Origin of the sequence: Desulfocucumis palustris, assembly GCF_002933875.1 — a bacterium.
Lineage (GTDB): Bacteria > Bacillota > Desulfotomaculia > Desulfotomaculales > Desulfocucumaceae > Desulfocucumis > Desulfocucumis palustris.
In genome coordinates this window covers 161,634-188,251 of record NZ_BFAV01000157.1, presented here as the reverse complement: position 1 = coordinate 188,251, position 26,618 = coordinate 161,634, and the positions used below count along the sequence as shown (strand labels likewise).

General features: G+C 54.7%; 25 protein-coding genes and 2 riboswitches. Of the genes, 19 read left to right on the top strand and 6 right to left on the bottom strand.

Features of this window, described 5'->3' with window-relative positions:
• Positions 1 to 18: 18 nt before the first annotated feature.
• Both DCCM_RS15675 and DCCM_RS15670 read right to left on the bottom strand, forming a co-directional pair.
• A complete protein-coding gene (locus tag DCCM_RS15675) occupies positions 19 to 876 on the bottom strand; it encodes a CoB--CoM heterodisulfide reductase iron-sulfur subunit B family protein (RefSeq protein WP_104373316.1) in 858 nt (285 codons plus the stop codon).
• Positions 873 to 1,451 (bottom strand): 4Fe-4S dicluster domain-containing protein, encoded by a 579-nt coding sequence (locus DCCM_RS15670; protein ID WP_104373315.1) that lies wholly within the window; start codon positions 1,449 to 1,451, stop codon positions 873 to 875. The genes DCCM_RS15675 and DCCM_RS15670 overlap by 4 nt, the downstream gene beginning before the upstream one ends.
• A 593-nt stretch (positions 1,452 to 2,044) precedes the next feature.
• Positions 2,045 to 2,162, top strand: a riboswitch (molybdenum cofactor riboswitch).
• 60 nt (positions 2,163 to 2,222) lie between these two features.
• Positions 2,223 to 2,339: riboswitch (molybdenum cofactor riboswitch) on the top strand.
• Between the two features lie 92 nt (positions 2,340 to 2,431).
• Here DCCM_RS15670 and DCCM_RS15665 point away from each other — a divergent pair.
• From DCCM_RS15665 to cobC, 11 genes are all read left to right on the top strand, one after another.
• Positions 2,432 to 3,457, top strand: coding sequence for a molybdopterin-binding protein (locus DCCM_RS15665; RefSeq protein ID WP_104373314.1), 1,026 nt, complete (start codon positions 2,432 to 2,434; stop codon positions 3,455 to 3,457).
• 40 nt (positions 3,458 to 3,497) lie between these two features.
• Entirely contained in the window at positions 3,498 to 6,275 is a 2,778-nt protein-coding gene (locus DCCM_RS15660; protein ID WP_104373313.1) for a molybdopterin-dependent aldehyde oxidoreductase, read from the top strand.
• Positions 6,276 to 6,624: 349 nt separating this feature from the next.
• Positions 6,625 to 8,952: a pyridine nucleotide-disulfide oxidoreductase/dicluster-binding protein gene (locus tag DCCM_RS15650; RefSeq protein ID WP_104373311.1), complete on the top strand. Its 2,328-nt coding sequence runs from the start codon at positions 6,625 to 6,627 to the stop codon at positions 8,950 to 8,952.
• An 83-nt stretch (positions 8,953 to 9,035) separates the two neighbouring features.
• On the top strand, positions 9,036 to 9,245 hold the full coding sequence (locus DCCM_RS15645; protein ID WP_104373310.1) for a DVU_1557 family redox protein: 210 nt from the start codon (positions 9,036 to 9,038) through the stop codon (positions 9,243 to 9,245).
• A gap of 16 nt (positions 9,246 to 9,261) precedes the next feature.
• Positions 9,262 to 9,987, top strand: a complete 726-nt coding sequence (gene trsM / locus DCCM_RS15640) for a DVU_1556 family methyltransferase (RefSeq protein ID WP_104373309.1) — start codon at positions 9,262 to 9,264, stop codon at positions 9,985 to 9,987.
• A 30-nt stretch (positions 9,988 to 10,017) separates the two neighbouring features.
• Positions 10,018 to 10,470: a DVU_1555 family C-GCAxxG-C-C protein gene (locus DCCM_RS15635; protein WP_104373308.1), complete on the top strand. Its 453-nt coding sequence runs from the start codon at positions 10,018 to 10,020 to the stop codon at positions 10,468 to 10,470.
• Positions 10,471 to 10,476: 6 nt separating this feature from the next.
• Positions 10,477 to 11,964: a radical SAM (seleno)protein TrsS gene (trsS, locus tag DCCM_RS15630; RefSeq protein ID WP_231702800.1), complete on the top strand. Its 1,488-nt coding sequence runs from the start codon at positions 10,477 to 10,479 to the stop codon at positions 11,962 to 11,964.
• 292 nt (positions 11,965 to 12,256) lie between these two features.
• Positions 12,257 to 13,612 (top strand): DVU_1553 family AMP-dependent CoA ligase, encoded by a 1,356-nt coding sequence (locus DCCM_RS15620; protein ID WP_104373306.1) that lies wholly within the window; start codon positions 12,257 to 12,259, stop codon positions 13,610 to 13,612.
• Entirely contained in the window at positions 13,612 to 14,637 is a 1,026-nt protein-coding gene (locus tag DCCM_RS15615; protein ID WP_104373305.1) for an XdhC family aldehyde oxidoreductase maturation factor, read from the top strand. The genes DCCM_RS15620 and DCCM_RS15615 overlap by 1 nt, the downstream gene beginning before the upstream one ends.
• Positions 14,637 to 15,773 carry a DVU_1551 family NTP transferase gene (locus DCCM_RS15610; RefSeq protein WP_104373304.1) on the top strand — a complete coding sequence of 379 codons (1,137 nt, stop codon included), beginning with the start codon at positions 14,637 to 14,639 and terminating at the stop codon, positions 15,771 to 15,773. The genes DCCM_RS15615 and DCCM_RS15610 overlap by 1 nt, the downstream gene beginning before the upstream one ends.
• Positions 15,766 to 16,374, top strand: a complete 609-nt coding sequence (gene cobC, locus DCCM_RS15605) for an alpha-ribazole phosphatase (protein ID WP_104373303.1) — start codon at positions 15,766 to 15,768, stop codon at positions 16,372 to 16,374. Before DCCM_RS15610 ends, cobC begins: the two co-directional genes overlap by 8 nt.
• 164 nt (positions 16,375 to 16,538) lie before the next feature.
• On the opposite strand, the gene DCCM_RS19555 is transcribed toward cobC, so the two are convergent.
• Positions 16,539 to 16,664, bottom strand: a complete 126-nt coding sequence (locus DCCM_RS19555; protein ID WP_269433763.1) for a hypothetical protein — start codon at positions 16,662 to 16,664, stop codon at positions 16,539 to 16,541.
• 310 nt (positions 16,665 to 16,974) lie between these two features.
• On the opposite strand from DCCM_RS19555, the gene DCCM_RS15600 reads away from it, so the two are divergent.
• From DCCM_RS15600 to DCCM_RS18775, 3 genes are all read left to right on the top strand, one after another.
• Positions 16,975 to 17,514 (top strand): nitroreductase family protein, encoded by a 540-nt coding sequence (locus DCCM_RS15600; protein ID WP_104373302.1) that lies wholly within the window; start codon positions 16,975 to 16,977, stop codon positions 17,512 to 17,514.
• 245 nt (positions 17,515 to 17,759) lie between these two features.
• Positions 17,760 to 18,506, top strand: a complete 747-nt coding sequence (locus DCCM_RS15595) for a DUF4397 domain-containing protein (RefSeq protein WP_104373410.1) — start codon at positions 17,760 to 17,762, stop codon at positions 18,504 to 18,506.
• Complete coding sequence (locus DCCM_RS18775; RefSeq protein ID WP_269433766.1) at positions 18,503 to 18,976, top strand: class F sortase; 474 nt, start codon at positions 18,503 to 18,505, stop codon at positions 18,974 to 18,976. Before DCCM_RS15595 ends, DCCM_RS18775 begins: the two co-directional genes overlap by 4 nt.
• Before the next feature lie 156 nt (positions 18,977 to 19,132).
• Here DCCM_RS18775 and DCCM_RS15585 read toward each other — a convergent pair whose 3' ends face one another.
• Positions 19,133 to 19,768, bottom strand: coding sequence for a LysE family translocator (locus tag DCCM_RS15585; RefSeq protein ID WP_104373300.1), 636 nt, complete (start codon positions 19,766 to 19,768; stop codon positions 19,133 to 19,135).
• 101 nt (positions 19,769 to 19,869) lie between these two features.
• Between DCCM_RS15585 and DCCM_RS19550 the strand changes: the two genes are divergently transcribed.
• The 5 genes from DCCM_RS19550 to DCCM_RS15565 all read left to right on the top strand — a co-directional run bounded on the left by DCCM_RS19550 (position 19,870) and on the right by DCCM_RS15565 (position 24,266).
• Positions 19,870 to 19,995 carry a hypothetical protein gene (locus DCCM_RS19550; protein WP_269433762.1) on the top strand — a complete coding sequence of 42 codons (126 nt, stop codon included), beginning with the start codon at positions 19,870 to 19,872 and terminating at the stop codon, positions 19,993 to 19,995.
• A gap of 53 nt (positions 19,996 to 20,048) precedes the next feature.
• Positions 20,049 to 21,683, top strand: coding sequence for a spore germination protein (locus DCCM_RS15580; RefSeq protein WP_104373299.1), 1,635 nt, complete (start codon positions 20,049 to 20,051; stop codon positions 21,681 to 21,683).
• On the top strand, positions 21,676 to 22,776 hold the full coding sequence (locus DCCM_RS15575; RefSeq protein WP_104373298.1) for a GerAB/ArcD/ProY family transporter: 1,101 nt from the start codon (positions 21,676 to 21,678) through the stop codon (positions 22,774 to 22,776). Before DCCM_RS15580 ends, DCCM_RS15575 begins: the two co-directional genes overlap by 8 nt.
• The gene (locus tag DCCM_RS15570; RefSeq protein WP_104373297.1) at positions 22,773 to 23,966 is read left to right on the top strand and encodes a Ger(x)C family spore germination protein; all 1,194 of its coding nucleotides are present in this window, start codon (positions 22,773 to 22,775) and stop codon (positions 23,964 to 23,966) included. Before DCCM_RS15575 ends, DCCM_RS15570 begins: the two co-directional genes overlap by 4 nt.
• Positions 23,967 to 24,041: 75 nt before the next feature.
• Entirely contained in the window at positions 24,042 to 24,266 is a 225-nt protein-coding gene (locus DCCM_RS15565) for a hypothetical protein (protein ID WP_104373296.1), read from the top strand.
• A gap of 1 nt (position 24,267) precedes the next feature.
• Here DCCM_RS15565 and DCCM_RS15560 read toward each other — a convergent pair whose 3' ends face one another.
• Positions 24,268 to 25,512 carry a molybdopterin molybdotransferase MoeA gene (locus DCCM_RS15560; protein WP_104373295.1) on the bottom strand — a complete coding sequence of 415 codons (1,245 nt, stop codon included), beginning with the start codon at positions 25,510 to 25,512 and terminating at the stop codon, positions 24,268 to 24,270.
• A gap of 32 nt (positions 25,513 to 25,544) precedes the next feature.
• Positions 25,545 to 26,576 (bottom strand): molybdopterin-binding protein, encoded by a 1,032-nt coding sequence (locus DCCM_RS15555; RefSeq protein WP_104373294.1) that lies wholly within the window; start codon positions 26,574 to 26,576, stop codon positions 25,545 to 25,547.
• Positions 26,577 to 26,618 lie beyond the last annotated feature (42 nt).

Below are 26,618 nucleotides of genomic sequence, written 5' to 3'. Positions count from 1 at the left end.
TCCTGCCGTAGAGAATGTTTAACCAATGGATCTGAGCAGTTTGGTGGGGTTTACAAAATGGGAATAAACCCCGATGTCGGCAAAATTAAGCCCCAGGGCCACACCCATGAGCTGGGTGAAATAGAACACCGGCAGCCGGTAGCCGGTTCCCAGGTTCCTGTTGATTTTGAACTGCCTCACGTCCAGATTGAAGTGGCACAGGGGGCAGGCGGTGACAATGCTGTTGGCCCCGGCCAGCACGGCGTTGCGGATAATTTTTTCCACCAGTTGAATGACTATATCCTCATTGCTCACCGCCAGGGAGGCGCCGCAGCATTCGGTTTTGTAGCCCCATTCCACTGTCCGCGCGCCCAGCTTTTCCATTATAATATCCATTTTCCGGGGGTTTTCCGGGTCGTCGGCGGAAATCTCCCCGGGTCTTACCAGCAGGCACCCGTAATAACACGCTACTTTAAGGCCCTTTAAGGGTTTGACCGCCATGGTTTCCAGCTGGTCGCCGGCTGACTCGTGCACCACGTCCAGAATGGATTTTACCTTTATATCACCCCGGTATTTTTTGCCGGTGATTTTATTTACTTTTTTCATTAAGTCGCCATCACCGGAAAGTTCATGGCGGGCCAGGGCCAATCTCTGGTAACAGGCCGCGCAGGCGGCGGTGACGTCCAGTCCGGTTTCCTCCGCCAGGGCCAGGTTTCTGGCCGAAAGAGCCAGGGCCAGCAGCCGGCTGGTGCTGTGAGCGGCGGTGGAGCCGCAGCAGCTCCAGTCCGGCACGTCCGTAAGATTGATGCCCAGGTTTTTACATACCAGCCTGGTGGACAGGTCGTATTCCCTGGCACTGGTGTGGTGGCAGCACCCGGGAAAATAGGAGTAGTTCATTTTTGTTCCGCCTCCATCCGCTGCACTTCTTCAAAAATGCGGCTGATTTCATCCATTTCCCTTGGTTTCTCGGGCAGAAATTTAAGTTTGCCCTGCAGGAACATGATCAATCCGGTATCCCCATCCTTGAACGGCGTGCCGCATTTCAGGTTGTAACCAACCATTGTTCCCAATTCGAACATTCTGCCGAATCTTTTAACGGAATCCAGAAAATTGTCGTTAAATATATGGACCTTTTTACCCCTGCCCTTTAATGCCGTTCCCTCCCGGCGGGCCATAATCCTCAGGCTCTCCATCACCCGGGCGGGGTCCAGTCCCCGGGGGCAGCGGACCGTGCAGGTGGAGCAGAAGGCGCATATCCATATGGTCTGGCTGTTTAGCAGCCTGTCCTTGAGACCCAGTTGGACCATGCGCATAACCCTGTTGGGGGGGATGTCCATGGTGCCGGCCAGGGGGCAGCCCGCGGTGCATTTACCGCACTGGTAGCAATTGCCCGCCGGCTGTCCGCTTTCCCGGCACACCCGGTCGGTGAAATCCCGGCTTTCCATCAGGCCGTTTAAACTGACTGTCTCCAAATTAATAAAACACCTCTTTTGCTTTTCTCCCTCTATCTCAGTCCGACCAGTAATATATTTTAATTTTCAGTAAATTACGCCATATATATTATATTTCTACAAGCGGAATACTAATCCTTTAGATTAGCAGAAAAATCAATGTTTAGTATTTGTGAAAACAGCATAATCAGGGGTGATAGATATTCCCGGCATACAATAAATAACTTTTATTCGACATAATAACTATTGATTTAATTTGCATATGAAAAACTGGTGCCAGGGAGATTTGCCGGTTTTTCAATAAAGGTATTTTTAATATCCGGTCTCCGGGTGATTATGCCTGCAAACCGGACTGTTTAAAGGTTTGTAACCGGTATTCCGGCAGCCGGGGCCGCTGTTGTATACCTGATAATTCGTATAATCTATAAAAAATTCGCTAAATTTTCGCTATTTTTCATGCCATTGTAGACCAGTTTGACACCATTTGGAGCAGGGGCAATGTCATTATGGAACAGCAGACTTGCCAACGTCCCGCCGGCAGCGCTGAAAATAAACGTGCTATTATCTGGTATGCTTATTGCAACATAGCGTAAATTCAATTATCATAATGTTTAATAAATGAATAACTCCGAGCCAAACAGCCTAAGGGGAAGCTATGGCTGTTCGGTTGGCAGGGTTTAACGGGAAACCGGTAGGCCTCCCATGGTGGAAAGGAGAACTGTTACACACACACGGCTATTTTTGCCGGTGTCGGTTTCTTTTCCGTACACCGGCATTTGTTTTTGAATATTAAAAACAAATATTCTCCGAGCCAATCGGCCTAAGGGATGCTATGGCCGTTCGGCCCACAGGGTTTGCCGGGAAACCTGCAGACCTCCCATGGCGGAAAGGAGTACACTGCTGACTTTGTTTATTGACGGAGCGCTGTATTCTTTCAGCGCTCCGTTTTTCATGGTATTTTTTCCAGGGAATGTCCCAAACTATGGAAAGGTGATGTGCTCATGAAGGTTGTGCCGGTTCAAGAGGCGGTGGGAATGGTTCTCTGCCACGACATTACCCAGATTATACCCGGTGAATTCAAGGGCAGGGCGTTTAAGAAGGGACATATCGTCCAGATTGAGGATGTCCCCAAACTGCTCAACATTGGTAAGGAAAACCTGTATGTCTGGGATATGAAGGAGGGCCTGCTGCATGAAAATGACGCGGCCGTCAGAATGGCCCGGGCGGCGGCCGGCCCCGGAATTAGTCTGACCGAGCCAAAGGAGGGCAAGGTGAGCCTGGTGGCCACCAGGACTGGGCTGCTGAAAGTCAACACCGGGGCGCTGTACCGGATTGCCGAAATGGAACAAATAGTGTTTGCCACCCTGCACACCAACCAGATAGTGGCAGAGAATAAAATAGTCGCCGGCACCAGGATTATACCCCTGGTGATTGACGAGCAGAGCGTTGAAAGAGTTGAGAAAATATGCGGCGGGAATTATCCGCTGGTGGAAGTCAAGCCCCTCAGGCCCTTGAAGGTGGGCGTGGTCACCACGGGCAGCGAGGTTTACCACGGGCGGATAAAGGACAAGTTCGGCCCGGTGGTATCCCGCAAGCTTGAGGGATGGGGAAGCAGCGTGCTCAGGCAGATACTGGTTTCCGACAGTATAGATATGATTGTGGAGGCTATTACAACATTATTAAGAGAGGGGGCTGAGATGATTGTAGTCACCGGGGGCATGTCGGTGGACCCCGACGATGTCACTCCGGCGGGTATCAGGGCCGCGGGCGGGCGTATAGTAAGCTACGGCGCTCCCACACTGCCCGGCGCCATGTTTATGATGGCCTATATCGGCGATATTCCGGTTATGGGCCTGCCAGGCTGCGTAATGTATGCCAGAAGCAGTATATTCGACCTTATCGCGCCGCGGGTGCTGGCCGGTGAAGAAATTACCCCCAGGGACATTGCCCGGCTGTCACACGGCGGTTTATGCGTAAATTGCAAAGAATGCAGGTACCCTGACTGCGGCTTTGGCAAAGGCAATTAAATTTTATCAACAAAATATTAATTGAAAAGGAGTTGCAATAATGATTAAAAAGTCTCTTAACATTAACGGGGCTAAAACCACTTTGGTTGTGGACCCGGAAACCGCCCTGGTGGACGTTATCCGGGGCCAGCTGCACCTGACCGGGACCAAGGTGGGCTGCGGCAAGGCCCAGTGCGGAGCCTGCTCGGTGATCATGAACGGCAAGGTTATTTTATCCTGCGCCACCAAGATGAAGCGGGTTCCCGACGACTCCATCATTACCACCATTGAAGGAATCGGCACACCGTCCAACCTGCACGCCCTGCAGCTGGCCTGGGTTAAACACGGCAGCGCCCAGTGCGGTTTTTGCTCCCCGGGCTTTATCGTTTCCGCCAAGGCGCTCCTGGACGAAAATATAAATCCCACCAGGGAAGAAGTGCGGGGCTGGTTCCAGAAGCATAAAAACGTATGCCGCTGCACCGGATACAAGCCCCTGGTGGATGCCGTGATGGACGCGGCCCGGCTGATGCGCGGCGAAATCACCGTGGAGGACCTGAGCTTCCATATGCCGGCGGACGGCAAGATTTTGGGCACCGACTACCCGCGCCCCTCGGCGGTGGGCAAGGTCACCGGCACCATTGAATACGGCGCTGACTTCGGCCTGGAGATGCCCCCGGGCACACTGCACTTAAAACTGGTGCAGGCCCAGGTTTCCCACGCCAATATTCTTTCCATCGACACCTCAGAGGCCGAAAAAATGCCCGGTGTATACAAGGTGGTTACCCACAAGGACATCAAGGGCAAAAACCGCATCAACGGCCTGAACTTCCCCAGCAACAAGGGTGACAGCTTTGACCGGCCGATTCTGTGCGATGAAAAGGTATTCCAGTTTGGCGACGCCATAGCCATAGTCTGCGCCGACACCGAGGCAAACGCCCAGGCAGCGGTGGAAAAGGTGAAAGTGGAACTGGAAGTGCTGCCGGCGTACATGGGCGCTCCCGCCGCCATGGAGCCGGACGCCATTGAAATTCACCCCGGCACCCCCAACGTTTATTATAAACAGCCCCTCGAAAAGGGCGAAGACACCGCGCCCCTGATGGAAAAGGCGGATGTTGTGGTGTCCATGGAAGATTTATTCGTAGGCCGCCAGCCCCACCTGCCCATTGAGCCGGACGTTGCCGCCGCTTATTATGATGCAAATGGCAACCTGCAGATTTTATCCAAGAGTATCGGCCTGGACCTGCACGCCCTGATGATTGGGGAAGGACTGGGTCTTGAGCCCGGCAAAAATATGTTCCTGTCCCAGTTCCCCGGCGTGGGCGGCACCTTTGGCTATAAATTCAGCCCCACCAATGAGGCCCTGGTTGGCGCGGCCACCATGGCCACCGGCAAGCCGGTTTTCCTGAACTTCAACTATTACCAGCAGATTACCTATACCGGCAAGCGCTCTCCCTTCTTTGTGGACCTGAAATACGGCGCCAATAAAGACGGCAAGATCATTGCCATGGAAAGCAACTGGGCGGTGGACCACGGCCCCTATTCCGAATTCGGCGACCTCCTCACCGTGCGGGGCGCCCAGTTTATAGGAGCGGGCTACGGCATTCCCAACATCAAGGGCGCCGGCTACACGGTCTGCACCAACCACGGCTGGGGTTCCGCCTTCCGGGCTTACGGCTCGCCCCAGAGCTTCTTTGCTTCGGAGACTCTAATGGACGTGCTGGCCGAGAAATTGGGCATGGACCCGCTGGAGCTGCGCTACATCAACGCTTACCGTCCCGGCGACACCAACCCTTCCGGCCATGAGCCCGAAGTGTACTCCATGACCCAGTTGATCGAAGCCATCCGGCCCAAATACCAGGCCGCCCTGGAGAATGCCAAAAAGCATTCCACCCCGGAGAAGAAGCGTGGCGTGGGCGTGTCCGTGGGTGTTTACGGCTGCGGCCTGGACGGCGTGGACGGTGCCGAGGTGTGGGTTGAACTGCTGGCGGACGGCAGGGTGCAGGTGAGCACCAACTGGCAGGATCACGGCCAGGGCGCGGACATGGGCCTGCTGGCCACCTCCCATGAAGCCCTGCGGCCAATGGGCATCAAGCCGGAGCAAATAAAGCTGGTCATGAACGATATGAACCTGGCCCCGGCCGGCGGCCCCGCCGGCGGCAGCCGCTCACAGCTGGTCATCGGCAACTCCGCGGTCAACGGCTGCCAGCAGCTGGTGGACGCGCTGAAGAAAGCCGACGGCACCTACATGACCTATGCCGAGGCGGTGGCGGCGAACATCCCGTTAAAATATGAAGGCAAATGGAGCACGGCTGCGGATAACTGCACCGCCTGCGATGACAAAGGACAGGGCAAACCCTTTGCCACATACATGTACGGCGTTTTCCTGGCTGAGGTGGAAGTGGACACCAAGACAGGCAAAACCCAGGTTGTGAAGATGACCCTGGCCGCGGACGTGGGTGAAATTATCAACAAAACCGTTCTGGACGGGCAAATATACGGCGGCCTGGCCCAGGGCATCGGCCTGGCGCTGACCGAGGATTTCGAGGATCTTAAAAAGCACACCAGCATGGTTGCCTGCGGCATACCGTACATCAAGGACATTCCGGACGACCTGGAAATAATCTACGTAAACCACACTCGTAAACATGGACCGCACGGTGCCACCGGAGTGGGTGAACTGCCCCTGACCTCACCCCACGCGGCCATCTGCAACGCCATATACAACGCCTGCGGCGTGCGTATCATCCAGCTCCCGGCCCTGCCGGAGAAGGTGCTGGCAGGGCTCCAGGGGAAAGAAATTCCCGTGGTGAAACGCCCGGTAAAAAACCCGGCTTACTAGGAGAGTGCTGAAAAACACGCTGAAAAAGCAATAAATGGTTGGTAAATTACCGCCCGGGGCCGTCCCAAAAACCCCGGATGCAAGTAGCGGCAAGGCCTCAAGCTTAAGTGCGCTCATAGTACGCTTAAGCATTGAGGCCGCAGCCGCAACGCAGCAGATGGACTTTTTCAACGGCCTCCTAGGAGAGTGCTGGACAGAAGGTCGCAATAAAGACTAAAATATTGATAACGTAGCAGTTTACCTAAAACGAACTAAACAGTCCAGTACTTTTAGTTCGTTTTAGGTTTACTTTGTTTTGTGTTAGCTTTTATGGACTGCCAAGCTCAATGGGAAAAGGTGGTGGGATAAAATGGACCATAAACAGTGGCGGGAATTCGAGGAAAAATGCATTCAGGAACGCCCTCCTGCCTGCGTGACCGCCTGTCCCGTTCATGTGGACGCCAGAAGTTTCGTGGCGGAAATGAAAAATGGACGTTTCAATGAAGCATTTGATATTTTCAGGAAAACAGTTCCCTTTCCCGGGATCATCGGACGAATCTGCGACCATCCCTGCCAGAAGGCCTGCAAACGGGGCGAGGTGGGAGACCCCATATCCATCGCCGGGCTGGAAAAGGCTTGCGTTCAGATGAATTCCGCCCGGCCTGCCAAAATTACCGCCCCGGCCCGGAAAGACAAGCGGGTGGCCGTGGCGGGAGGAGGGCTGAGCGGATTGACGGCAGCCTTTGAGCTGGCCGGTAAAGGTTACCCGGTGGTTGTTATTGAAGCCGCGGACCGGCTGGGAGGCACCCTGTGGGAAATACCGGAGGAGGTATTGCCCCGGCAGGTGCTCACCGGGGAAATAGCCGTGCTTGACGCCCTGGGTGTGCAGACCAGGTTTAACACCAGGGTGGGTCGGGAGGTATCCCTCCAGGAGCTGTGCCGGGAGTTTGACGCCGTTTACCTGGGCTTTGGAAAGAATTCCCGGGATATCCCGGGCCTGGAACCGGACTCCCGGGGCCGGATCTCCATCAATCCTGTGACTTTCGGCACCAGCCTGGAGGGGGTTTTTGCCGGGGGCGGCATGGTCAGGGAAACGGGATATTCTCCCGTGGGCTCCCTTTCCGACGGAAGGCGGGCCGCCATATCCATCGACCGTTATATTCAAAAGGTTTCCCTGACCGCTGTCCGGGAAAACGAGGGGCCTCACCAGACCCGGCTTTTTACCAGTGTGAAGGGAGTTGAGCCGCTTCCCGCCATCCTGCCGGAGGACCCCGCCCGGGGTTACACCCGGGAGGAGGCGCTTCTTGAAGCCGGCCGCTGCCTCCAGTGCCAGTGCCTGGAATGCGTGAAGTCCTGCGAATTTCTGGCCCATTATAAAGGTTATCCTAAAAAGTACGCCCGTCAAATCAACCATAATCTGAAAATGATCATGGGCCGGCACGAGGCCAACACCCTGATAAACTCCTGCAGCTTGTGCGGCCTCTGTCAGGAGGTTTGCCCGGAAGATGTCAACATGGGAGAATTATGCTGGCAGGCCCGGGTGGAGATGTTCAAAAAAGGAAAAATGCCGCCTTCGGCCCATGATTTTCCCATCCGGGAGATGGTTTTCAGCAATGAAAGCCTTTGCGCCCTAACCCGCCACCAGCCGGGACATGCCTCCAGCAGCCATATTTTCTTCCCGGGGTGCCAGCTGAGCGCTTCCGCCCCTGAGCAGGTGCGGAAAGTTTATTCCTATTTGACGGAAAGGGTTGACGGAGGGGTAGGGCTGATGCTGCGGTGCTGCGGCGCCCCGGCGGAATGGTCCGGCCGGACTGAGCTGTTTGAGGCTGGCCTCCGGGAAATTACGGAGCAGTGGCGGGAAATGGGCAGTCCGAAAATGATCCTGGCCTGTTCCACCTGCTACCAGATGTTTAAAAAGCACATCCCCGGGATTGAAATTGTATCCCTCTGGGAATTATACGACCAGTTCGGCCTGCCGGAGGGAGCCCCGCTCCGGGGGACCGGCCCGGTGGCCGTGCAGGACGCCTGCACCACCAGGAATGAGCGGCAAATCCACCAAAGCGTCCGGAATATATTGCAAAAACTCGGTATGGATATCGAAGAACTGCCCACCAGCCGGGAAACCACCGAATGCTGCGGCTACGGGGGGCTGATGCTGTTTGCCAACCGGGAGCTGGCGGATGACGTAATCCGGCGGCGGGCCGGGGAGAGCGCTGCTGACTTTGTGGCTTATTGCGCCATGTGCCGGGATAATTTCGCGGCCCGGGGCAAGAGAACCTATCACCTTCTGGATTTGATTTACCCCGGGGCCGGACGGCCTTCGCCGGGGCAAAAGGGTCCTGGTTACTCCCAGAGGCGCGAAAACAGGGTCAGGCTTAAAAACAAAATGCTCAAAGAGGTTTGGGGGGATACGGTGACGGAGCAAAAAAAATCCTTTGAGACAATTAAAGTAACAATTCCTGCCGGAGTGAGCGATATTATGGAGGAGCGCCTGATCCTGCTGGAGGATATCCAGAAGGTGATTGAATACGCCGAGAGAACGGGCAATAAATTATTGAACCGCGCCAACGGCCATGTTTTGGCCTGTTACAGGCCGGTGGCCGTTACCTACTGGGTGGAGTACACCGCCCTGGAGGACGGTTTTACTATCCACAATGCTTACTCGCACCGGATGGAAGTGGAAGGCAACAGTCAATGAAAGGGGACGCCTCATTTGCCGGGCGGGCCGGGTCAGGGAATGCCCCCGGCTGAAAAGGAAGGATCCCAATTAGAGGTGAAAAAATGGCCGGTAAGGATACCATAGCAAATAATACTTTCGAATGTCTTAAATGCGGCATACCCATGGAGCCGGGCAAGGTTACGGTTTCTTATATGGGCAGCAGCTTTCCGGTTGACCTGTTGAAATGTAAAAAGTGCGGGCTTGTATTGATTACGGAGGACCTGGCCCTGGGCAAAATGCTGGAAGTGGAAAAGGCCCTGGAAGACAAATAGGCGGGGAGAGGAAAAGATGAATTCTCCGGACAGATGCCTGGTTTACGAGAGTGGCCCGGTCCGGGACGCCACCGGAGACACCATTCGGCCCGGCGGTTTTTATTTAACCGGGCGGGCCCTTGGCTACTGCGCCTTCGGGCCGGGGGCGAAGATCCTGGATGTGGGCTGCGGTACCGGCGCCACGGTGGAATACCTGATAGATAATGGACTTGACGCCTCCGGTATCGACCGGTCCGGGGTGCTGCTGGAAGCCGGGCGGCTGAGAAATCCCGGGCTGCCGCTGATACAGGCCCGGGGCGAGAGCCTTCCCTTTGCCGATTCTGAAATGGACGGTATTTTCGCCGAGTGCAGCCTTTCCCTGATGTCCGATACCCACCGGGCGCTTTCCGAGATGCACAGGGTGTTAAAGAGCGGCGGCCGGCTGGTGCTTACCGACGTGTATGCGCGCAATCCCGGTCTCCAGGAGAAATTGCGCTCACTGCCCCTGACCAGCTGCCTGACCGGGGCGCTGTCCAGGGAGGAACTGGAGCGGAAACTGGTTTTTAACGGCTTTGATATAATGCTGTGGGAAGACCATTCGAATTTACTCAAAGATTTGACAGCCCGGCTGATCTGGTCTCATGGCTCCCTGGATTCCTTCTGGCGCAAAATGTTTGCCGGGGATTGTGATACGGGTTTTGTCCAGGAGACCATTGCCGGATCCAGGCCGGGTTATTATTTATTGATTGCCGGTAAGCCTTAAAGCCGGTAACCGGCAGAGGGGGGACGATTGATGTCCGAAGATTTTTTTCGCATGTTTCAGCTGGCCCAGCAGGGTTTTTATTGCAGCCAGATTTTGCTGATACTGGGTTTGGAGGCCCGGGGAAAGGATAATCCCGATTTAATCAGGGCCATGACCGGACTGGCCGGGGGACTGGGCTTCAGCGGCAAAACCTGCGGTGCTTTGAGCGGAGGGGCGTGTCTGCTGGGCCTTTACGCCGGTAAGGGAACCCCGGAGGAAGTGGAGCACGATCGTTTTAGACTGATGGTTGACGAATTGGTAAAATGGTTTGAGGACGAAATAGGTTCCCAACACGGCGGTATCAACTGTGAGGAAATTCTGGGCGAGGATTTTAAACACAGGGCCGTAAACACCAAGTGCGGCAATATTGTGGCCTCCACCTATGACAAGGTAAAGGAGATACTGGCGGAAAACCATATAGCCTTGGAAGGCGCCGGGGAATGAATATTTATGAAAATTAATGAAGCAAAAATAATATCCGTTACCGAAAGCGTTTGCCCGGTGTGTCTGGCCAGGATTCCCGCCGCCAGGGCGGAGCGGGACGGGAATGTGTACCTGGAAAAAAGCTGCCCGGAGCACGGCGATTTCAGCTGTGTGCTGTGGAGGGGGCGGCCGTATTATCAATCCTGGTCCAGACCCAAAATACCTTCCCGGCCGCCGGTTTGCTTGACAGAGGTCAGGGGACACACCTCCTCCGGAGGAATGTCCCCAACTGATGTCAGGGAACACACCTCCTGCGGAGGAAAGTCTTCAGCGGATGCCGGGGAACATTCCACCAGCGGAGGAATGTCCCCCTTTGATGATTACCGGGGATGTCCCTACGACTGCGGGCTGTGCCCGGATCACCGCCAGCATAGCTGCACGGTCCTGCTGGAGGTCACCGGCAGGTGCAACCTGGGATGTCCCATTTGCTTCGCCGCTGCCGGGGACGCGCCGGCGGACCCGGATATTGAGCAGATTGAGTTTTGGTACCGCAGAATTCTATTCGCCGGAGGCCCGTACAATATCCAGCTTTCCGGCGGGGAGCCCACCATGCGGGACGACCTGCCCGGTATAGTCGCCCTGGGCATCCGGCTGGGCTTTAATTTTATCCAGCTTAACACCAACGGCCTTCGCCTGGCCGCGGACAACGGGTATTTAAAAGAACTGAAGGCTGCCGGGCTAAAATCCGTATTCCTGCAGTTCGACGGCACCAGGGAAGATATTTACCTTAAATTGCGGGGCCGGGAAATACTGGCGGAAAAGATAGCGGCCATTGAGCATTGCGCCGCCCACAATATCGGGGTGGTGCTGGTGCCCACCCTGGTGCCTGGGGTAAACACAGGCAATATCGGGGAGATAATCAGATTCGCCCTGGAATACGCTCCGGCGGTGCGGGGAGTGCATTTTCAGCCGGTAAGCTATTTCGGCAGGTATACCGGGATTCCCTCGGACCAGGACCGGATAACCATACCGGAGGTAATCAGGGAAATGGAATCCCAGACCGGGGGATTAATCGACTCCGGCAGTTTCAGGCCCCCCGGCTGTGAAAACGCCCTCTGCTCTTTCCATGGCAATTTTATTCTCATGCCGGGAGGAAAACTGAGGCCCTGGAGCGGCGACAGCCCGGGCAAATGCTGCCCTCTCCCTGAAAAGGCCGAGGAGGGGGCCGACAAGGCCCGCAGCTTTGTGTCCAGGTTCTGGTCCTCCCCGGGGGGGGAAGGCGTATCCCCGCCCAAGGGAGACTGCGGCTGCAAGGACGCCTTCGATGATTTCCTGGAGCGTTTTCGCACCCACACCTTCACAGTTTCCGGGATGGCCTTCCAGGACGCCTGGAACCTGGACCTGGAGCGTTTAAAGGATTGCTGCATTCACGTGATGTCCGGCGACGGCAGGCTTATTCCCTTCTGCGCCTACAATCTGACCTCGGCCGAGGGCATGCCCCTGTACAGGCGCTAAATGCGACAGGCGGGGACGGTTCTCGGTGTCGCATTTTTATCCTTTATCCTGCTAACAGCCTGTAAAAGCCCGTCCTTAAAGGCCGGGGCCAGGCAGGCTGTGAAGTTTGAGGAGAGGATAAAACTCTATTTGGAGCAAGGCTTTAGGGTCGGAGGGAGTCTTGCGACAGGCGGGGACGGTTCTCGGTGTCGCATTTCTATCCTTTATCCCGTTAACAGCCTGTAAGAGCATGTCCTTGAAGACCGGGTTCCCTGTGGCATTGGCATGGGATAAAATTAGGGAGTAATAAGCTATGAAAGTTGATAAAACCCCCCTGGAAGGCTGGCTGCTGAAAAAAATAAAAGGTGGGACGGCTGGCGGGGAATGCCTGACTCCTGAAATGATCCGGGGGTATCAGCTTGACAAAATCAGGGAAACCCTGGACCTGGCGGTGAGGCAAAGCCCTTTTTACGGCCGGCGGCTTAAAGGGTGGTCCGGCGGGGATATAGCCGCCCTGGAGGATTTAACCCGGCTGCCCTTTACCACCGCCGAAGACATAAAGGAAAACCCATTGAAATTTCTCTGTGTTTCCCAGGATGAAATAAGCCGGGTGGTGACGCTGCAGAGTTCGGGTACCGGCGGAGAGTCTAAAAGGTTGTATTTCACCCGGGAAGACCAGGAGCATATCATTGATTTTTTTCATTACGGCATGGCCTGCCTGGTGGATCCCGGAGACAGGGTGCTGATACTGCTGCCGGGAAGGCTGCCGGGCAGTGTGGGGGATCTGCTGCGGAGCGGCCTGGAAAGGCTTGGGGCTGTGCCCGTGCCCCACGGGCCTGTGACGGACCCCGAAGCGACTCTGCAGGTAATGCGTCAGGAACAGGTTGACTCCCTGGTGGGAATTCCCACCCAGGTGCTTGCCCTGGCCAGGTGCCGGGAAGATCCGGGGAAGCCCGCGGCCCCAAGATTGAAAAGCATGCTGCTGACCACGGATCATGTGCCAGGTTCCATTGCCAAAATTCTGCGGCGGACCTGGGGCTGCCCGGTATTCAATCATTACGGCATGACCGAAATGGGGCTGGGCGGCGCCGTGGAGTGCCGGGCCCTGGCGGGCTACCACCTGAGGGAGGCTGATTTGTATTTTGAAATAATTGACCCGGCAACCGGTAAGACTGTGCCGGAGGGCCAATACGGAGAAGTTGTTTTCACCACCCTGACCAGGAAGGGCATGCCCCTGCTCCGTTACCGCACCGGGGACGTGTCCAGGTTCATTCCCGGCCCCTGTCCCTGCGGCACGGTGATGCGGAGGCTGGAAAGCGTACGGGGGCGGTTAAGCGGCAAAGTCCGGCTGGGCGGGAATGTTTTTATAACCATGGCGGACCTTGACCAGGCCATTTTCCCCCTGGACGGGGTACTGAACTTCACTGCCGGGGTTTCCCGGGAGAAGGAAACAGACTGCCTGCGCCTGGAGATAACAGCGGCGGATTGGGCCGGCCCGGAATTGGCCGCCCGGGCGCGGGCCGCGGTGGAGTCCCTGCCGGATATTAAAAGGGCGCTGGAAAGCGGCGCGCTGAAAGTGGAGATATCTTCCGGGAGGGAAGGGGATAAATTTAATACCGGCACAGCCAAGAGGACTATAAAAGATTTAAGAAACGCGGGGGTAAATTAATGAAGGCGATTATAAAGGATATATGCAGCCTTTTGAACAGCGGCGAAAGCTTTTCCCTGGCCACCATACTGAGCCAGTCCGGTTCTTCGCCCCGCACGGCGGGAACCAAAATGATCGTCAGGTCCGACGGCTCAATACTGGGGACCATTGGCGGAGGGCTTTTGGAAGCCCAGGTGATGCGCCTGGCTTCCGATGTTTTGCAAAGCCCCAGGGCCGTAACCAGGGTTTTTAACCTTACCGGCAAGGATGCCGGGCAGATGGACATGATATGCGGCGGGCGGCTGGAGGTGCTGGTGGATTACCTGGACGCCTCCGATGTTTCCACGGTGGATGCTTATAATGCCATGGAGCTGGCTGTGGATAACAGGGAAAGGACTATGCTGGTCACACCCATACCGGCCGCCGAAGAGGACGCCTCTTACGGAAAGCCCTGCCTGGTAAAGGGTGACGGCATACTGCCCGGGGGATTGCCGGAGCTGATTAGCCAATCCGGCGGCAGGCGGCCCGAGGTGGTCACTGCCGGAGAAAAGCGTTTCCTGGTGGAGCCCGCCTGTGATCTGGGCACTGTTTATATATTCGGAGCGGGCCATGTTTCCCAGAAAATAGCGCCTTTGGCCACCCTGGTGGATTTCAGGACGGTGGTGCTGGACGACCGCGGGGAATTTGCCAACCGGGAGAGGTTTCCCACCGCGGACAGGGTGATGGTGCTGGATACTTTTGAACGCGCCCTGGAAGGATTGGAAATTGACCGGGACAGCTATCTGGTGATAGTCACCAGGGGCCATGCCCACGATAAAACAGTGCTGGGGCAGGCGCTCAAAACCAATGCCGGGTATATAGGCATGATCGGCAGCCGCAGGAAGAGAGACGCCATTTACAAGGCTCTTTCCGCAGAGGGCTTTGCCCGGGATGAATTTGCCCGGGTGTACTGTCCCATCGGCCTGGAAATAGAGGCGGAAACTCCCGAGGAGATTGCCGTCAGTGTGATGGCGGAGCTGATCAAAGTCCGGGCGGAACTGGGCTGATGCGCCGGGGGGGAAAAATAGCCGCCCTGCTGCTGGCTGCCGGGTATTCATCCAGAATGGGGGAATTTAAACCCTTGTTGCCCCTGGGTGAAAGAACGGTTATTGAAACGGCCGTGCATAGTTTCCTCCGGGCCGGTGTTGAGGATGTAAGGGTGGTTTTGGGACACCGGGCTGAACAGCTGGCCACGGTTACAGGCAATACCGGTATTAAAACGGTGTTGAATGAAAATTATCCCCAGGGCATGTACTCCTCGGTCAAGGCCGGGGTAAAAAGCCTTGGGCCGGGGGTGGAGGCATTTTTTCTGCTGCCGGTGGACAACCCTTTAATCAAACGCCGCACCCTGGAGGAGCTAATCCGGACTCGCCGGGAAACCCGGGCGGACATAACATATCCCTGTTTTGAAGTGGAAAGGGGACACCCCCCGCTTATTTCCACAAGGCTTACGGAAGCCATTCTGTCCTGGGACCGCCAGGGAGGACTGAGGTCACTGCTGGAAGAATACGATTCTAAGGCGGTTGATGTGGAGGTTATTGACCAGGGCACCCTGATGGATATGGACACCCCGGAGGATTACCGGCTATTGACGGAGTATTATAATAGAAAAGACATTCCCACGGTTAGGGAATGCCGGGCCATTTTCAAAAAATTCGCGGTTCCCGAAGGAGTTGTCGCCCACTGCAGGGCGGTGGCGGTTCTGTCGGAAAAAATGGCCCGGCTGCTTAACGGGGCCGGCTGCAATGTTGATACAGCCCTGGTGGAGACTTCCGCCCTGCTGCATGATTTGGCCAGGGGCCGGTCCGATCATGCCGGGGCCGGGGCGGATATTTTGCGGGAGCTGGGCTTTCCCCGGGTGGCGGAGATTGTGGCCTCCCACATGGATATAATACCATCGGGGGGAAGAATCCCTGTTGAGGCTGAACTGGTTTACCTGGCGGACAAGATGGTCAAGGGCGATATGCCGGTGACTCTGGAGGTGAGGTTTGCCGAAACCAGGGGCAGGCTGGCCGGAGACCAGGCTGCTTTGAAGGCGGCTGAAAAAAGGCTGGAAAACGCGGAGAATATAAAGAGCCGGGTTGAGGCGGCACTGGGCATGACCCTGGAGAAATTGTTAGTAAAGGGAAGCATTTATGAATAGATTCATTTATTTAATAAGGCACGGTGAATTACAGACCGGGGGCGGCAAGCGGTTTGTGGGACAAATCGATCTGCCGCTGGCCGATGCGGGAATCAAGCAGGCCGGCAGCCTGGCCCTGGAATTGAGCCGTGTCCGTTTGACGGAAATTTTTTGCAGTGATTTGAGCCGTTCCATGGAGACAGGCAAAATAATTGGCGAAAAGCATAAATTAATCCCCCGGGCCGTTCCGGAATTAAGGGAAATAAGCCTGGGAGACTGGGAAGGCCGGGCTTTTGACGAGATTAAGCGCAAATATCCCCGGGAGTTTAAAAGTCGCGGCAAGGATATAGCCAATTACCGCCCTCCGGGCGGGGAAAGCTTTGCCGATTGCAGCGCCAGGGCGGTGGAGGCTTTTAATAAAATTGCCGCTCTTTACCGGGGTAATATTTTAATCGTCGGTCATGCCGGGGTGAACAGGCTTATTCTGTGCCACCTGCTGGGCATGCCCCTGGAAAATATTTTCAGAATAGGGCAGGATTACGGCTGCCTTAACGTTATTTTCCAGGGAGAGCAGGGTTTCCAGGTCAAATTGATGAACAGGATATTCATGGGTCCGGGCTGAGCCGGGAAGCCATGGATTAGGTATTAATATTTTAACGATAAAAATGTTTTAGCCGGATAAATTCCCGGGGTTACTTTATAGAGAATCGCCGGGCCGAAAAGAAGCAGCCTTTAACAGGCTGCTCCCCGGAAGGTTGATTGCTTTCATCTTTTACCGCAATTTTACTACCTGTGAGCCTCTTCGGGAACGTAAACTCCCCCGTGACCCATGGGGAGCGGGGCTGATTTCCGCAGGGCCGGAGCAGTTTCCCGGGGGCGTTCGGTCTGGCCTGGTTTGCGGATTTTTCTCATATGCTCAATCCTCCTCGATAGATTTGCAAACCCCTGGACTGATTTTATTTTAACCACAACCCCCGGGGGAAAATCCACCGGTGCTTTGGATATAGCCGCGCCAAGATGACTGAATTGCGTGGAAAATATATCTCATTAATAATAAACAGCCGGATTATTTGATGCCCGGCAGCCTTGCCGGCCGGCCTCCGGCGCCTGAGCAGGCGAAAGCTGTTCCGGGTAATTCCAAAAAATAGCTGGCGCTGCTTTGACTTTTCATGCAGAATAATAAAAGAATGAATATTCATATTAAAATGAAAGGGGCTAATTAATGGAATTTATTGATGTGGTTAAGAAACGTCGCAGTATCCGGGCGTATAAACCGGACCCGGTGGAACTGGAAAAAATTTCCGCCATTCTGGAGGCGGCCCGGCAGGCTCCATCATGGAAAAACCTCCAGTGCTGGCGCTTCATGGTTATTGGCAGCCGGGAAAAACGCGAAGCTATTACCACTGCCTTTTCCCCTCAAAATCCGGGTGCGAAAGCGCTGGTACAGGCGCCGGTGATAATTGTGTTGTGTGCAAACCCGGTGGAGTCTGAAAATTGGCAAAACAAGGACTTTTATATGCTGGATGCGGGGCTGGCCATGGAGCACCTGGTGCTGGCCGCCACGGACCAGGGACTGGCCACCTGCTGGCAGGGGCTTTATGACGAGGGAAAATTGCGCGAAGTGCTGGGAGTGCCGGGTGAGTTCAGGATTGTTGCCCTGACTCCCCTGGGTTATCCGGCACAGGAAAGGGACCCCCGCCCGCGTAAGGCCATGGAGCAAATCGCCTTTGGAGAACAATGGGGCGAGCCCTGGAAGGGCTAAACCGTAAACATTTATATGAGCGGTGCGGTAAGGTGATTACATTATAATGCCTTAAAATGAAAATATGATTTCCCGGGAGAAAAAGCCGGAATTCTGTATATCGGAATCCGGCTTTTTCATAACTGTTTTCCTTCCATAAATAAGTAATATTAGTGTAGGACATATTATAATTATTATTCAATTGTAGCTGTATATTAAAACATGAAAGGTGGAATCTTAAAGAAACAAAAAAGGAGGTTAAATTAATGAATAAATCAAGACTGCTTATTCCTGGCCTGTTAATCATTGCTATAGTGTTAATGTTAACCGTATTTACCGGAATTGCCATGGCGCAACAGCGAGGTTATAGCAACAGCTCCATGGTGCGGGTTATCCATGCAAGCCCGGGTTCGCCCCCGGTGGATGTGTATGTTGATGGAAAGATCGCACTTCGCAATCAAACCTACAGACATGCATCAAACTATTTAAATCTTTCTTCCGGCTCGCACCATATCAAGGTAATCACCGCGGGCAAAGGCCCTAATGGAAATATACTGATCAGCAGAACCGTAAATGTCCGGCCAAATGAAAGGTACTCCCTTATGGCTGTGGGAAACAAAAAAAGCATACATTTGCTTCCGGTGGCCAGCAGCCAGCAAGTGGCCAGAGGAAAGTGCAAAATTCGCTTCGTGCACGCTTCATCCGATTCGCCTCCGGTGGACGTGGCTATCAGGGGCGGCAGGGTTTTATTCCGCAATGTATCCTATGGAAAGTCCTCAGGCTATGTGGAAATAAAGCCCACAACGGCCAACCTGGAAATAAGGGAGGCCGGAACCGGAAAAGTTCTTGTGAATTTACCCAATATGAGGCAGAAAACGGACAATTTATATTCCCTGAATCTAATTGGCTTTTCAAAGGGACAGCCCGGGCTGGAGGCTACCCTGACGGTGGACTCGAACATGCAGCCGTTTTCTATGCCCAGGACGGGTATGGGCGGAACCAGCATGAAATAATACCTGAAATTATCGAAATACCCTCCATCGGGGTAAAGGCCCCGGTGGTTCCGGTGGGAGTGCTGCCCGACGGGCAGATGGAGGTTCCCCGGGACACGGATGCCGTGGGCTGGTACAGGCCCGGGGCCAATCCCGGCGACCGCGGGAATGCGGTTATGGCCGGACACGTGGATAGCAAAACAGGACCGGCTGTTTTCTACAAGCTGAATAAACTAAAAAAGGGAGATATCATTTTAATCAGGCTAAACGGCGGCTTCACCCGCGCTTTCTCGGTAAAGAAAGCAGTTATCTACCGGCGTGACAGGGCTCCAATGGAACAGATCTTTGGACCCACCGGGGATGTTAATCTGAACTTGATTACCTGCACCGGCACATTCGACAAAACCAAGGGAACCCACCAGGAGCGCCTGGTGATTTACGCAGGGCTGAAGGCCGCGCACGAAATAAAAAACAGAGTCCCGCCATTGTAGTAAGGCGCCGGGGCTCTGTTTTTTTGTTTAACAACAATAACCGTTCAGCAAAAATGCCAACTGCCGGCCATTATAGGACATGCGGGGCGGTGGGCCGGAGGAACTTCCGGTTACCGGCCGGGGTATGAGCATGTTAAACGAAGACTGAATCCGTACTCACTTTTTGTTTGCGCCGGTCAAGGCGGTGGCCACGCCAAGTCCCAGGTAGATGGTTCCGGTAAAATACCGCTGGGCCCGTAAAAAACTTGAATTGCCTTTCAGCCAGTGTCCGACGCTTCCCGCTGTTATCGCATAAAGACTATCGCTGCACAGACCCATGGCTGCCAGAAGGAGCCCCAGAAATATGAACTGTTCGACTATGGTTCCTTTGGAAGTATCAATAAACTGGGGCAGGAAAGCTAAAAAGAATAGAGCGGTCTTGGGGTTTAGCAGGTTAACAAGCACAGCTTGACAAAAGATCCGTTTTAATTCTTTTTGTTCCTTTATTTCCGTTTGCCGCAGCTTTTCATCAACAATTAGTTTGCGGATGCCAAGATAAATAAGGTATACCGCGCCAATATATTTCAGGGCGCTAAAGGCCAGGGCCGAGGACAGTATCAGCGCCGACAGTCCCAATGCCGCCGCCGCAATATGAAAAAGGGTTCCAAACTGTATGCCCAGGGCGGAAACAATACCCGCCAGACGCCCCTGATCCATGCTTCTTGTCACAATGTAAAGCACTGATGGGCCGGGTATAAGCAAGAAAACCAAAGCCGAACCAATAAATAAAACAAGTGTTGAAAATTCAGGCATGGACATCTCCCACAGTTTCTATATGTACATTGGTATCTGTGTTAATTATTGCTTTCTTCGGCATTAATAAATAAATTCCTCCCAAATCCGGGGGCCGGTGGATGAAAAAAGTGAGCATACCATTGAGCCGGCGGGCTTTGCTGCCGACCACGCAAATACCGGAGGCGGCGCCGGGCCAGGCCCAGCCCGCCAAGGGCGATAGGGAGATGGAGGGGTGTGATGAATAATATTGCCAATGATGGCAAAAATTAAATAGGCAATTTCCTTAGGGGGTGAATTTGTGCGCAGAGTCACCAGACATATTAAGGGCGGCTGCCGGAACAAGGCGAAAATACCCCCGGGCAGCAGCAATAAAGATTCGTCTGCGGAGCTGGATGAGAGCTTGTTGCTCACAGAAAATTTAACAACAAATCTTTTTCGGATAAAACAGTTTCTAATAGATTGCAGCGATATAGTCTACCGGGAATTTCTATTCGCCCAGCGCGAGGACATAAGACTTGTGATGATTTATACCGACGGCCTGGCCGACAAAAGCCAGCTCAGCGACCAGATTATGCGCGCGCTCTCCCTTGAATTGCCCCTATCCGCGCCCCAGGCGGATATCACCAGGTCCGGGGCCTATCATTTAATCAAGGAGCGTGGGGTATGCGTCCACCAGATAAAGGAAACAAACCGCCTGGACGAGATCATTGAAGCCATTCTCTCCGGTGATACCGTGCTGCTGGTGGAAGGAAACTCCACCGCCATTATTAACGGGGCCAGGGGCTGGGAATCCCGCAGCATATCCGAACCGGATACGGAGGTTATTGTGCGCGGCCCCCGGGAGGCTTTTGTCGAAAATCTGAGCACCAATACGGCAATGCTTCGCCGCAAGCTGAAAAGCCACCTGCTAAAAATAGAAGCGCTAAGGTTGGGAAGAATAAGCAAAACCGACGTGGTTATTATTTACATCAAGGGTGTAGCCAATGAAAAGCTGGTTACAGAGGTAAAACGCAGGCTGCGAAAAATTGATCTGGACGGCATCCTTGGCAGCGGGTACATTGAGGAATTGATCGAGGACAATCCATGGAGTCCGTTCCCCCAGATCAACCATACCGAGCGGCCGGACAGAATGGCGGCCCGCCTCCTGGAAGGACGTGTGGGAATCATGGTTGACGGGACGCCTTTCGCCCTTACCGTTCCCAATGTATTCATCGAATACCTGCAGGCTCCGGAGGATTATTACGAGCGATTTTATTTTGCCACCGGCGTCAGGATTATTCGTTTTGCGGCCCTTGTGCTTTCCCTTACGGCCCCTTCCCTGTATGTGGCCATCATCACCTTCCACCAGGAGATGCTGCCCACCCCGCTTCTGCTGAGCATTGCCGCCCAACGGGAGTCCGTGCCCTATCCGGCCATTTTCGAAGTTCTGTTTATGGAATTATCCTTTGAAATATTAAGGGAGGCGGGAATTCGCCTGCCGAGGCAAATCGGACAGGCGGTCAGTATCGTGGGTGCTTTAATTATCGGCGAGGCGGCGGTGCGGGCGGGGCTGGTTGCTTCCGCCACGGTGATTGTGGTGGCCATCACCGGTATATCCTCCTTTGTTTTTTTCTACTCCGCCAGTATCGCTATCCGCATGCTGCGTTTTCCAATAATGATGGCTTCGGCCGCCCTGGGGCTGTTTGGGCTGATTTCCTCCATAATTGTCCTGGTGCTGCACCTGTGCAGCCTGCGTTCCTTTGGAATTCCCTATCTTTCCCCGGTCGCTCCCATTAGCGTGGGGGACATGAAGGACGTCGTGCTGCGCGTGCCCTGGTGGGCCATGTACAACCGCCCCCGGCTGATTGGGTGGAAGAACCCCAGAAGGCTGGGACCGGAGCAAAAGCCTGACTTCCCGGAGGTTAAGAACAGGGGAGGCGCGGGAGATGCTTGAAGATGGCAGAATCAGCAGCAGGCAGGCTACTTTCTTAATGAGCACCATGATAATAGCCACGGTGGTCCTTTTTGTGCCGAGCATAACCGCCAAATATGCCCGGCAGGATGCCTGGCTTTCAATTATCGCGGCTATTCTGGCCGGGCTTCTGATTGCCAGGCTGGCCACCACACTGGGCCTGCGCTATCCGGACAAGAGCATTTTTGAATACCCGGAGGATATTCTGGGCAAATGGCCGGGAAAACTGGTGGGCTTGTTGTACGTTTGCTGGTTTTTGCATTTGAACGCGGAGGTAATCAGGGAATACGGCTCTTTCATGGTCACTGCCTTTATGCCGGAGACACCGATTATTGTTTTTATACTGGTGGTGGTGTCGATAGCTGCTTACGCCACCATAAACGGCCTTGAAGTTTTCTCCCGGGCCAACGAAATCTTTCTCCCGTTGATTGTGGGCTCTGTCATTATTCTTTTTATACTGGCATTGGGGCAAATGAATTTTCATATGCTGCTGCCCATGTTTGACGCGGAACCCGAGGATGTTTTAAAGGGGGCCATAGCCCCGGAGGGCTGGTTCGGCGAGGTTGCCGTTATCACCGTGCTTATTCCCTATCTGAATAAACCCCGGGAGGCTCACCGGGTGGGTGCCCTGGCCGTACTGACCTGCGGCGGGCTTCTGTTACTGGATGCGGTGGGTATCATTGCCTTGTTCGGTCCCAACCTTGTGGAGGCGTGGCTTATTACCACCCTGAACGGGGCCCGTATGATAATCGTCGCTTCATTTATTGAGAGGCTGGAAGCGGTGATAATGATTATCTGGGTAACCGGGGGCCTGATAAAAATAACGGTTTTTTATTGGGCTGCGGCCCTGGGCAGCGCGCAACTGCTAAAATTGAAGGACTACCGCCCGCTGGTGGTGCCCATTGGAACGGTTCTGGTCTCCCTGTCAACCCTGCTTCACCCAAACATATCGGATTTGCTGCAATTTCTGACCAGTGTCTGGCCGCCTTACGCTATTATTGTCTTTGAGGCGGGCCTTCCTTTGCTGTTATTGACGGTTTCGCTGGCCAGGGGTATTAGGGGTGCCAGGGTTTGAACAGGAAAATTATACTGCTTATGGTGTTGATTTTAGCGCTGTTATTCCCGGAGGGGTGCTGGAGCCGCCGGGAAATTAATGAATTGGCCATCGTTCTCGGGGCCGGGCTGGACAGAACCGCCGATAATAAAGTACAGCTCACCCTTCAGCTGGCCAGGCCCAGCGCGTTCAGCGGCGGGGGTGAAAACGCCGGGGGAGAGGCGCCCAGACAGAATAACTCCTGGGTGGTCACCGGCACGGGGGATACGGTCCTTGACGCCGAGAATAACCTGGCGTTAAAGGTATCCCGCCATATATACTGGAGCCACAGCATTATCATTGTATACGGTGAAAGCATGGCAAGGGGGGGAGTGCGGGATGTAAGCAACTTCTTCATGCGCAACCCCCAGCCCAGGGAAACCTCCTGGATATTCGTTACTGAAGGGGAAGCGAAAAATGTATTGGAAAGCCACTCCGAACTGGAAAAGACCTCTGCCCAGTCCATTGCCTTTCTTGCCAGGAACCAGCCCGGCTATTCGATAATGCTGGAGGATTTTCAGCAGAATTTGACTTCTCCGGGAACAAACCCGGCGGCGCCGCGGATCCAGTTGTTAAAATTGGGACAGCCCCAGGGCGTCGGCATGGAGGAAAGGCTGCGGCATGAAGAGGTCGGCATAACCGGCACGGGCATCTTTAAAGATGATAAGCTGGTGGGCTGGCTGGATATGTCCGAAACAAGGGGGCTGCTCTGGCTGCACGGCAAGGTAAAGGAAGGGGCGATTATCGTCCCGTCTCCGGGGCAGCCGGACAAAAAAATCTCTCTGGCCATTAGCCGGGATAAAATCAAGGTTAACCCGGAATATGACGGGGAGACCGTTAAATTTAACGTTAATATAGAATTTGACATGGAATTGCTGGAGCAGCAATCCAACGAAGACCTGACGCAGCCGGAAAAAATAAAAGAAATAGAGAGGCTGGCGGCTGAGGAAGTGCTGGAACAGTGTAATTCCGCCCTGGCAAAAGCCCAGGGAGATTATGGCACTGATATTTTCGGTTTTGGGGAAGCCTTTCACCGGAAGTATAAAACAGAATGGAAAAAAGTAAAAGGGCACTGGAACGACGAATTTCAAAAGGCCCGGGTTGATATAGCGGTGGAACCCCATTTGCGGCTCACCGGAATGCTGCACAGAAGAGCCAGCCTGAAGAGATAACAATATCCTCAAATAAAATAGATAAGGCTGAAATAATTTCAGCCTGTACTCTAATTTTAACATGGAGTGCTGTTAATGCCGGTACTGCTGGTTTTGGTTTTTTTATTGATTATTTTCCTGGAAGCGCCGGGGCTGATAAAAAAGAAATGGTGGAGGGAAATGATTGCCGTCTCCTTTTTCCTCCTTCTGGGCTTTGCCCTGTCCCTGCCCCAGGTGCTGGGGTTTGAGCTGCCCAGTCCCAATATAGTAATTGAAGCTATTTTTAAACCAATATCGGACTGGCTGCGGGTAACCACTTAACTCAATTTTGACGGATTGAGTCCAATTCCGGCCGGCATGAACAGATATTCGCCGGGTAAACCGTCACCTTATCCCCTTCCCGCACCGGCGGGTGTCCGGAGGGGATTTCAATCAGCGCGTTGTAACTGCCCAGTGAATTTAACATGCTGGATTTCTGTCCGGGCAAAATCCGCACGGTCCAGCCCCCTGCGTCACATTGGGCATAACCTCTCAAAAACCGGCGGGTATCTCCTCCTTTGTCATAGGGGCTCAGGCAGGTGGCGGTGAATACCCCAGGAAGAGGGTTTAATCCCTGCATTGCCCGCAGCGCCGGGGTGGCCAGCAGGTGATAGCCCGTGATGCAGGCGGAAGGATTGCCGGATAGGGATATTATGGTGGTCGAACCGCTGATTCCGCCCCCGCTGTGTGACCCGGGTTTCACCCGGATACCCCAAAAAAGCATTCTTGCCCCGGTTTCCCGCAATAATGCAAGAGCCTGGTCGGAGGCCCCGGAGGCCGCCCCCCCCACGGTTAAAACCAGGTCGGCCCGGCTGATTAGACCGGCCAGAACTTCCCTAAGCCCATCCGGCTTCTTCCCGTGTAAATATTCCATGCTTACAGCCAGACCCCCGTCCAGGTTAATCAGCGCTGCCAGCAGGGGGCCGTTGCTGTCCCGGACCTGTCCTTTTTCAGGCGTCAAATGGCAGGGAACTATCTCCGGCCCCAGGCATACTATGGCAACCCGGGGGCGTCTGTACACCGCAATCTTGCTATGGCCGAAAGCGGCAAGTATACCCGTCATTCCCGGGGTAACAGGGGAACCGCGCTTAATCAGGGGCTGACCGCCGCAAAAATCCTCACCCCGGGGTTTAATGTTGACTCCCGGAGCAATTTCCCCGTCACAGAATACGTAATCCCCCTCCAGCCGCACCTTTTCCAGCGGTACAACCGCTGCCGTGTCCAGGGGCAGGGGCCCGCCGGTGACCACCCCGGAAGTTTTTCCCGGCTCCAGGGGCATGGAGGGCACGTCTCCCGGAAACAATATTTCCAAAAGAGCCAGGCCGGGCCGCTCTTTTAAATTTTTTTGGTGAATTGCGTATCCATCCACCGCCGACTGGGGGCAGGGGGGCAGGTCCGCCGTGGCCGCGTAATCCGTGGCGGCAATCCGGTTAAGGGCTTGCGACAGCGGAACGGTTTTTACCGGCAGGGGTAATATTTGGCCCAGGAGCGTGTCCCGGGCCTCTTCAACACCAATTTGAAATAACATTTTATCATCTCCGGGTGAACTTGCTTTTATATTTATGCTCCGGTGGATTTACCGAAGGAGCAGGAAGGGTAGCGGCATATCTCGCACTCCTCGCACAGTCCTCCGTGCCCCATGGCCACCACGTCGGCCCGGCTCACTCTCTCCCCGGCGAAGAATCTCGGCAGCAGCAGGTCCAGTATGGTTGTGCTGTTGTACATTACACAGCCCGGCAGCCCGCAAATGGGAACATGTCCCAGGTAAGCCAGCATGAACATGGAGCCCGGCAGCACCGGAGCCCCGTAAAAGACCACCTCCGCCCCGGTGGCTCTTATTCCCGGAGGGGTGACGTCGTCCGGGTCCACGGACATGCCTCCGCTGGTCAAAACCATCTCCGCGCCTTCCGCGATGAAGCGGCGTATTTCCCCGGTAATCAGGTCCTGGTCGTCCGGAACTATGGACTGGCCCATTACCCTGCCTCCGAAGGGTGTGACTTTGTTTCGGATCATACCGAAGGAGGCGTCCTGGATGCGACCGCTGTATACCTCGTTACCGGTGGTGACCACGGCCACCCACAGCGGGTTGAAGGGTTTGACGTAAATCAGCGGCCCCGGTCGGCTGCATATTCTTTCAGCCTCTTCAAGCTTATCCCCGGGCACGGCCAGGGGGGTCACCCTGGTGCCCGCCACTGTCTGGCCCTCTTCCACCCCCCGGTTGTTGTGCAGGGTGGAAAACACCATGTCCTCTATGCTGTTCACAGAGTTAAGCCGGTCAATATCCACCTTGAGCAGCCCCTTATGGGTGGCCCTGAGGGCTACCTTGCCCTGGTTGGGCCCGTTCATGGCCAGGCCCTGGCCGGCCGCGGCGCCGGCCAGCCGGAGGGCGGCTTCATCCTCGTGCACCATGTTCTCCCCCGGCTCCCAAACGTATATATGCTCCTTGCCCAGGTTACGCAGGGCTTCTATATCCGTTTCCCGGATAACGTGCCCTTTTTTAAAGGCCCGGTTTTTTTCCCGGCCAGGGACAATCCTGGTGATATCGTGGCCAAGAACCATTCCCACCGCTCCGGTAACAGGCACTTTCCGCATTGTCACGGCCTCCTTGCCGCTGCCGGAACTTCACAACAATCT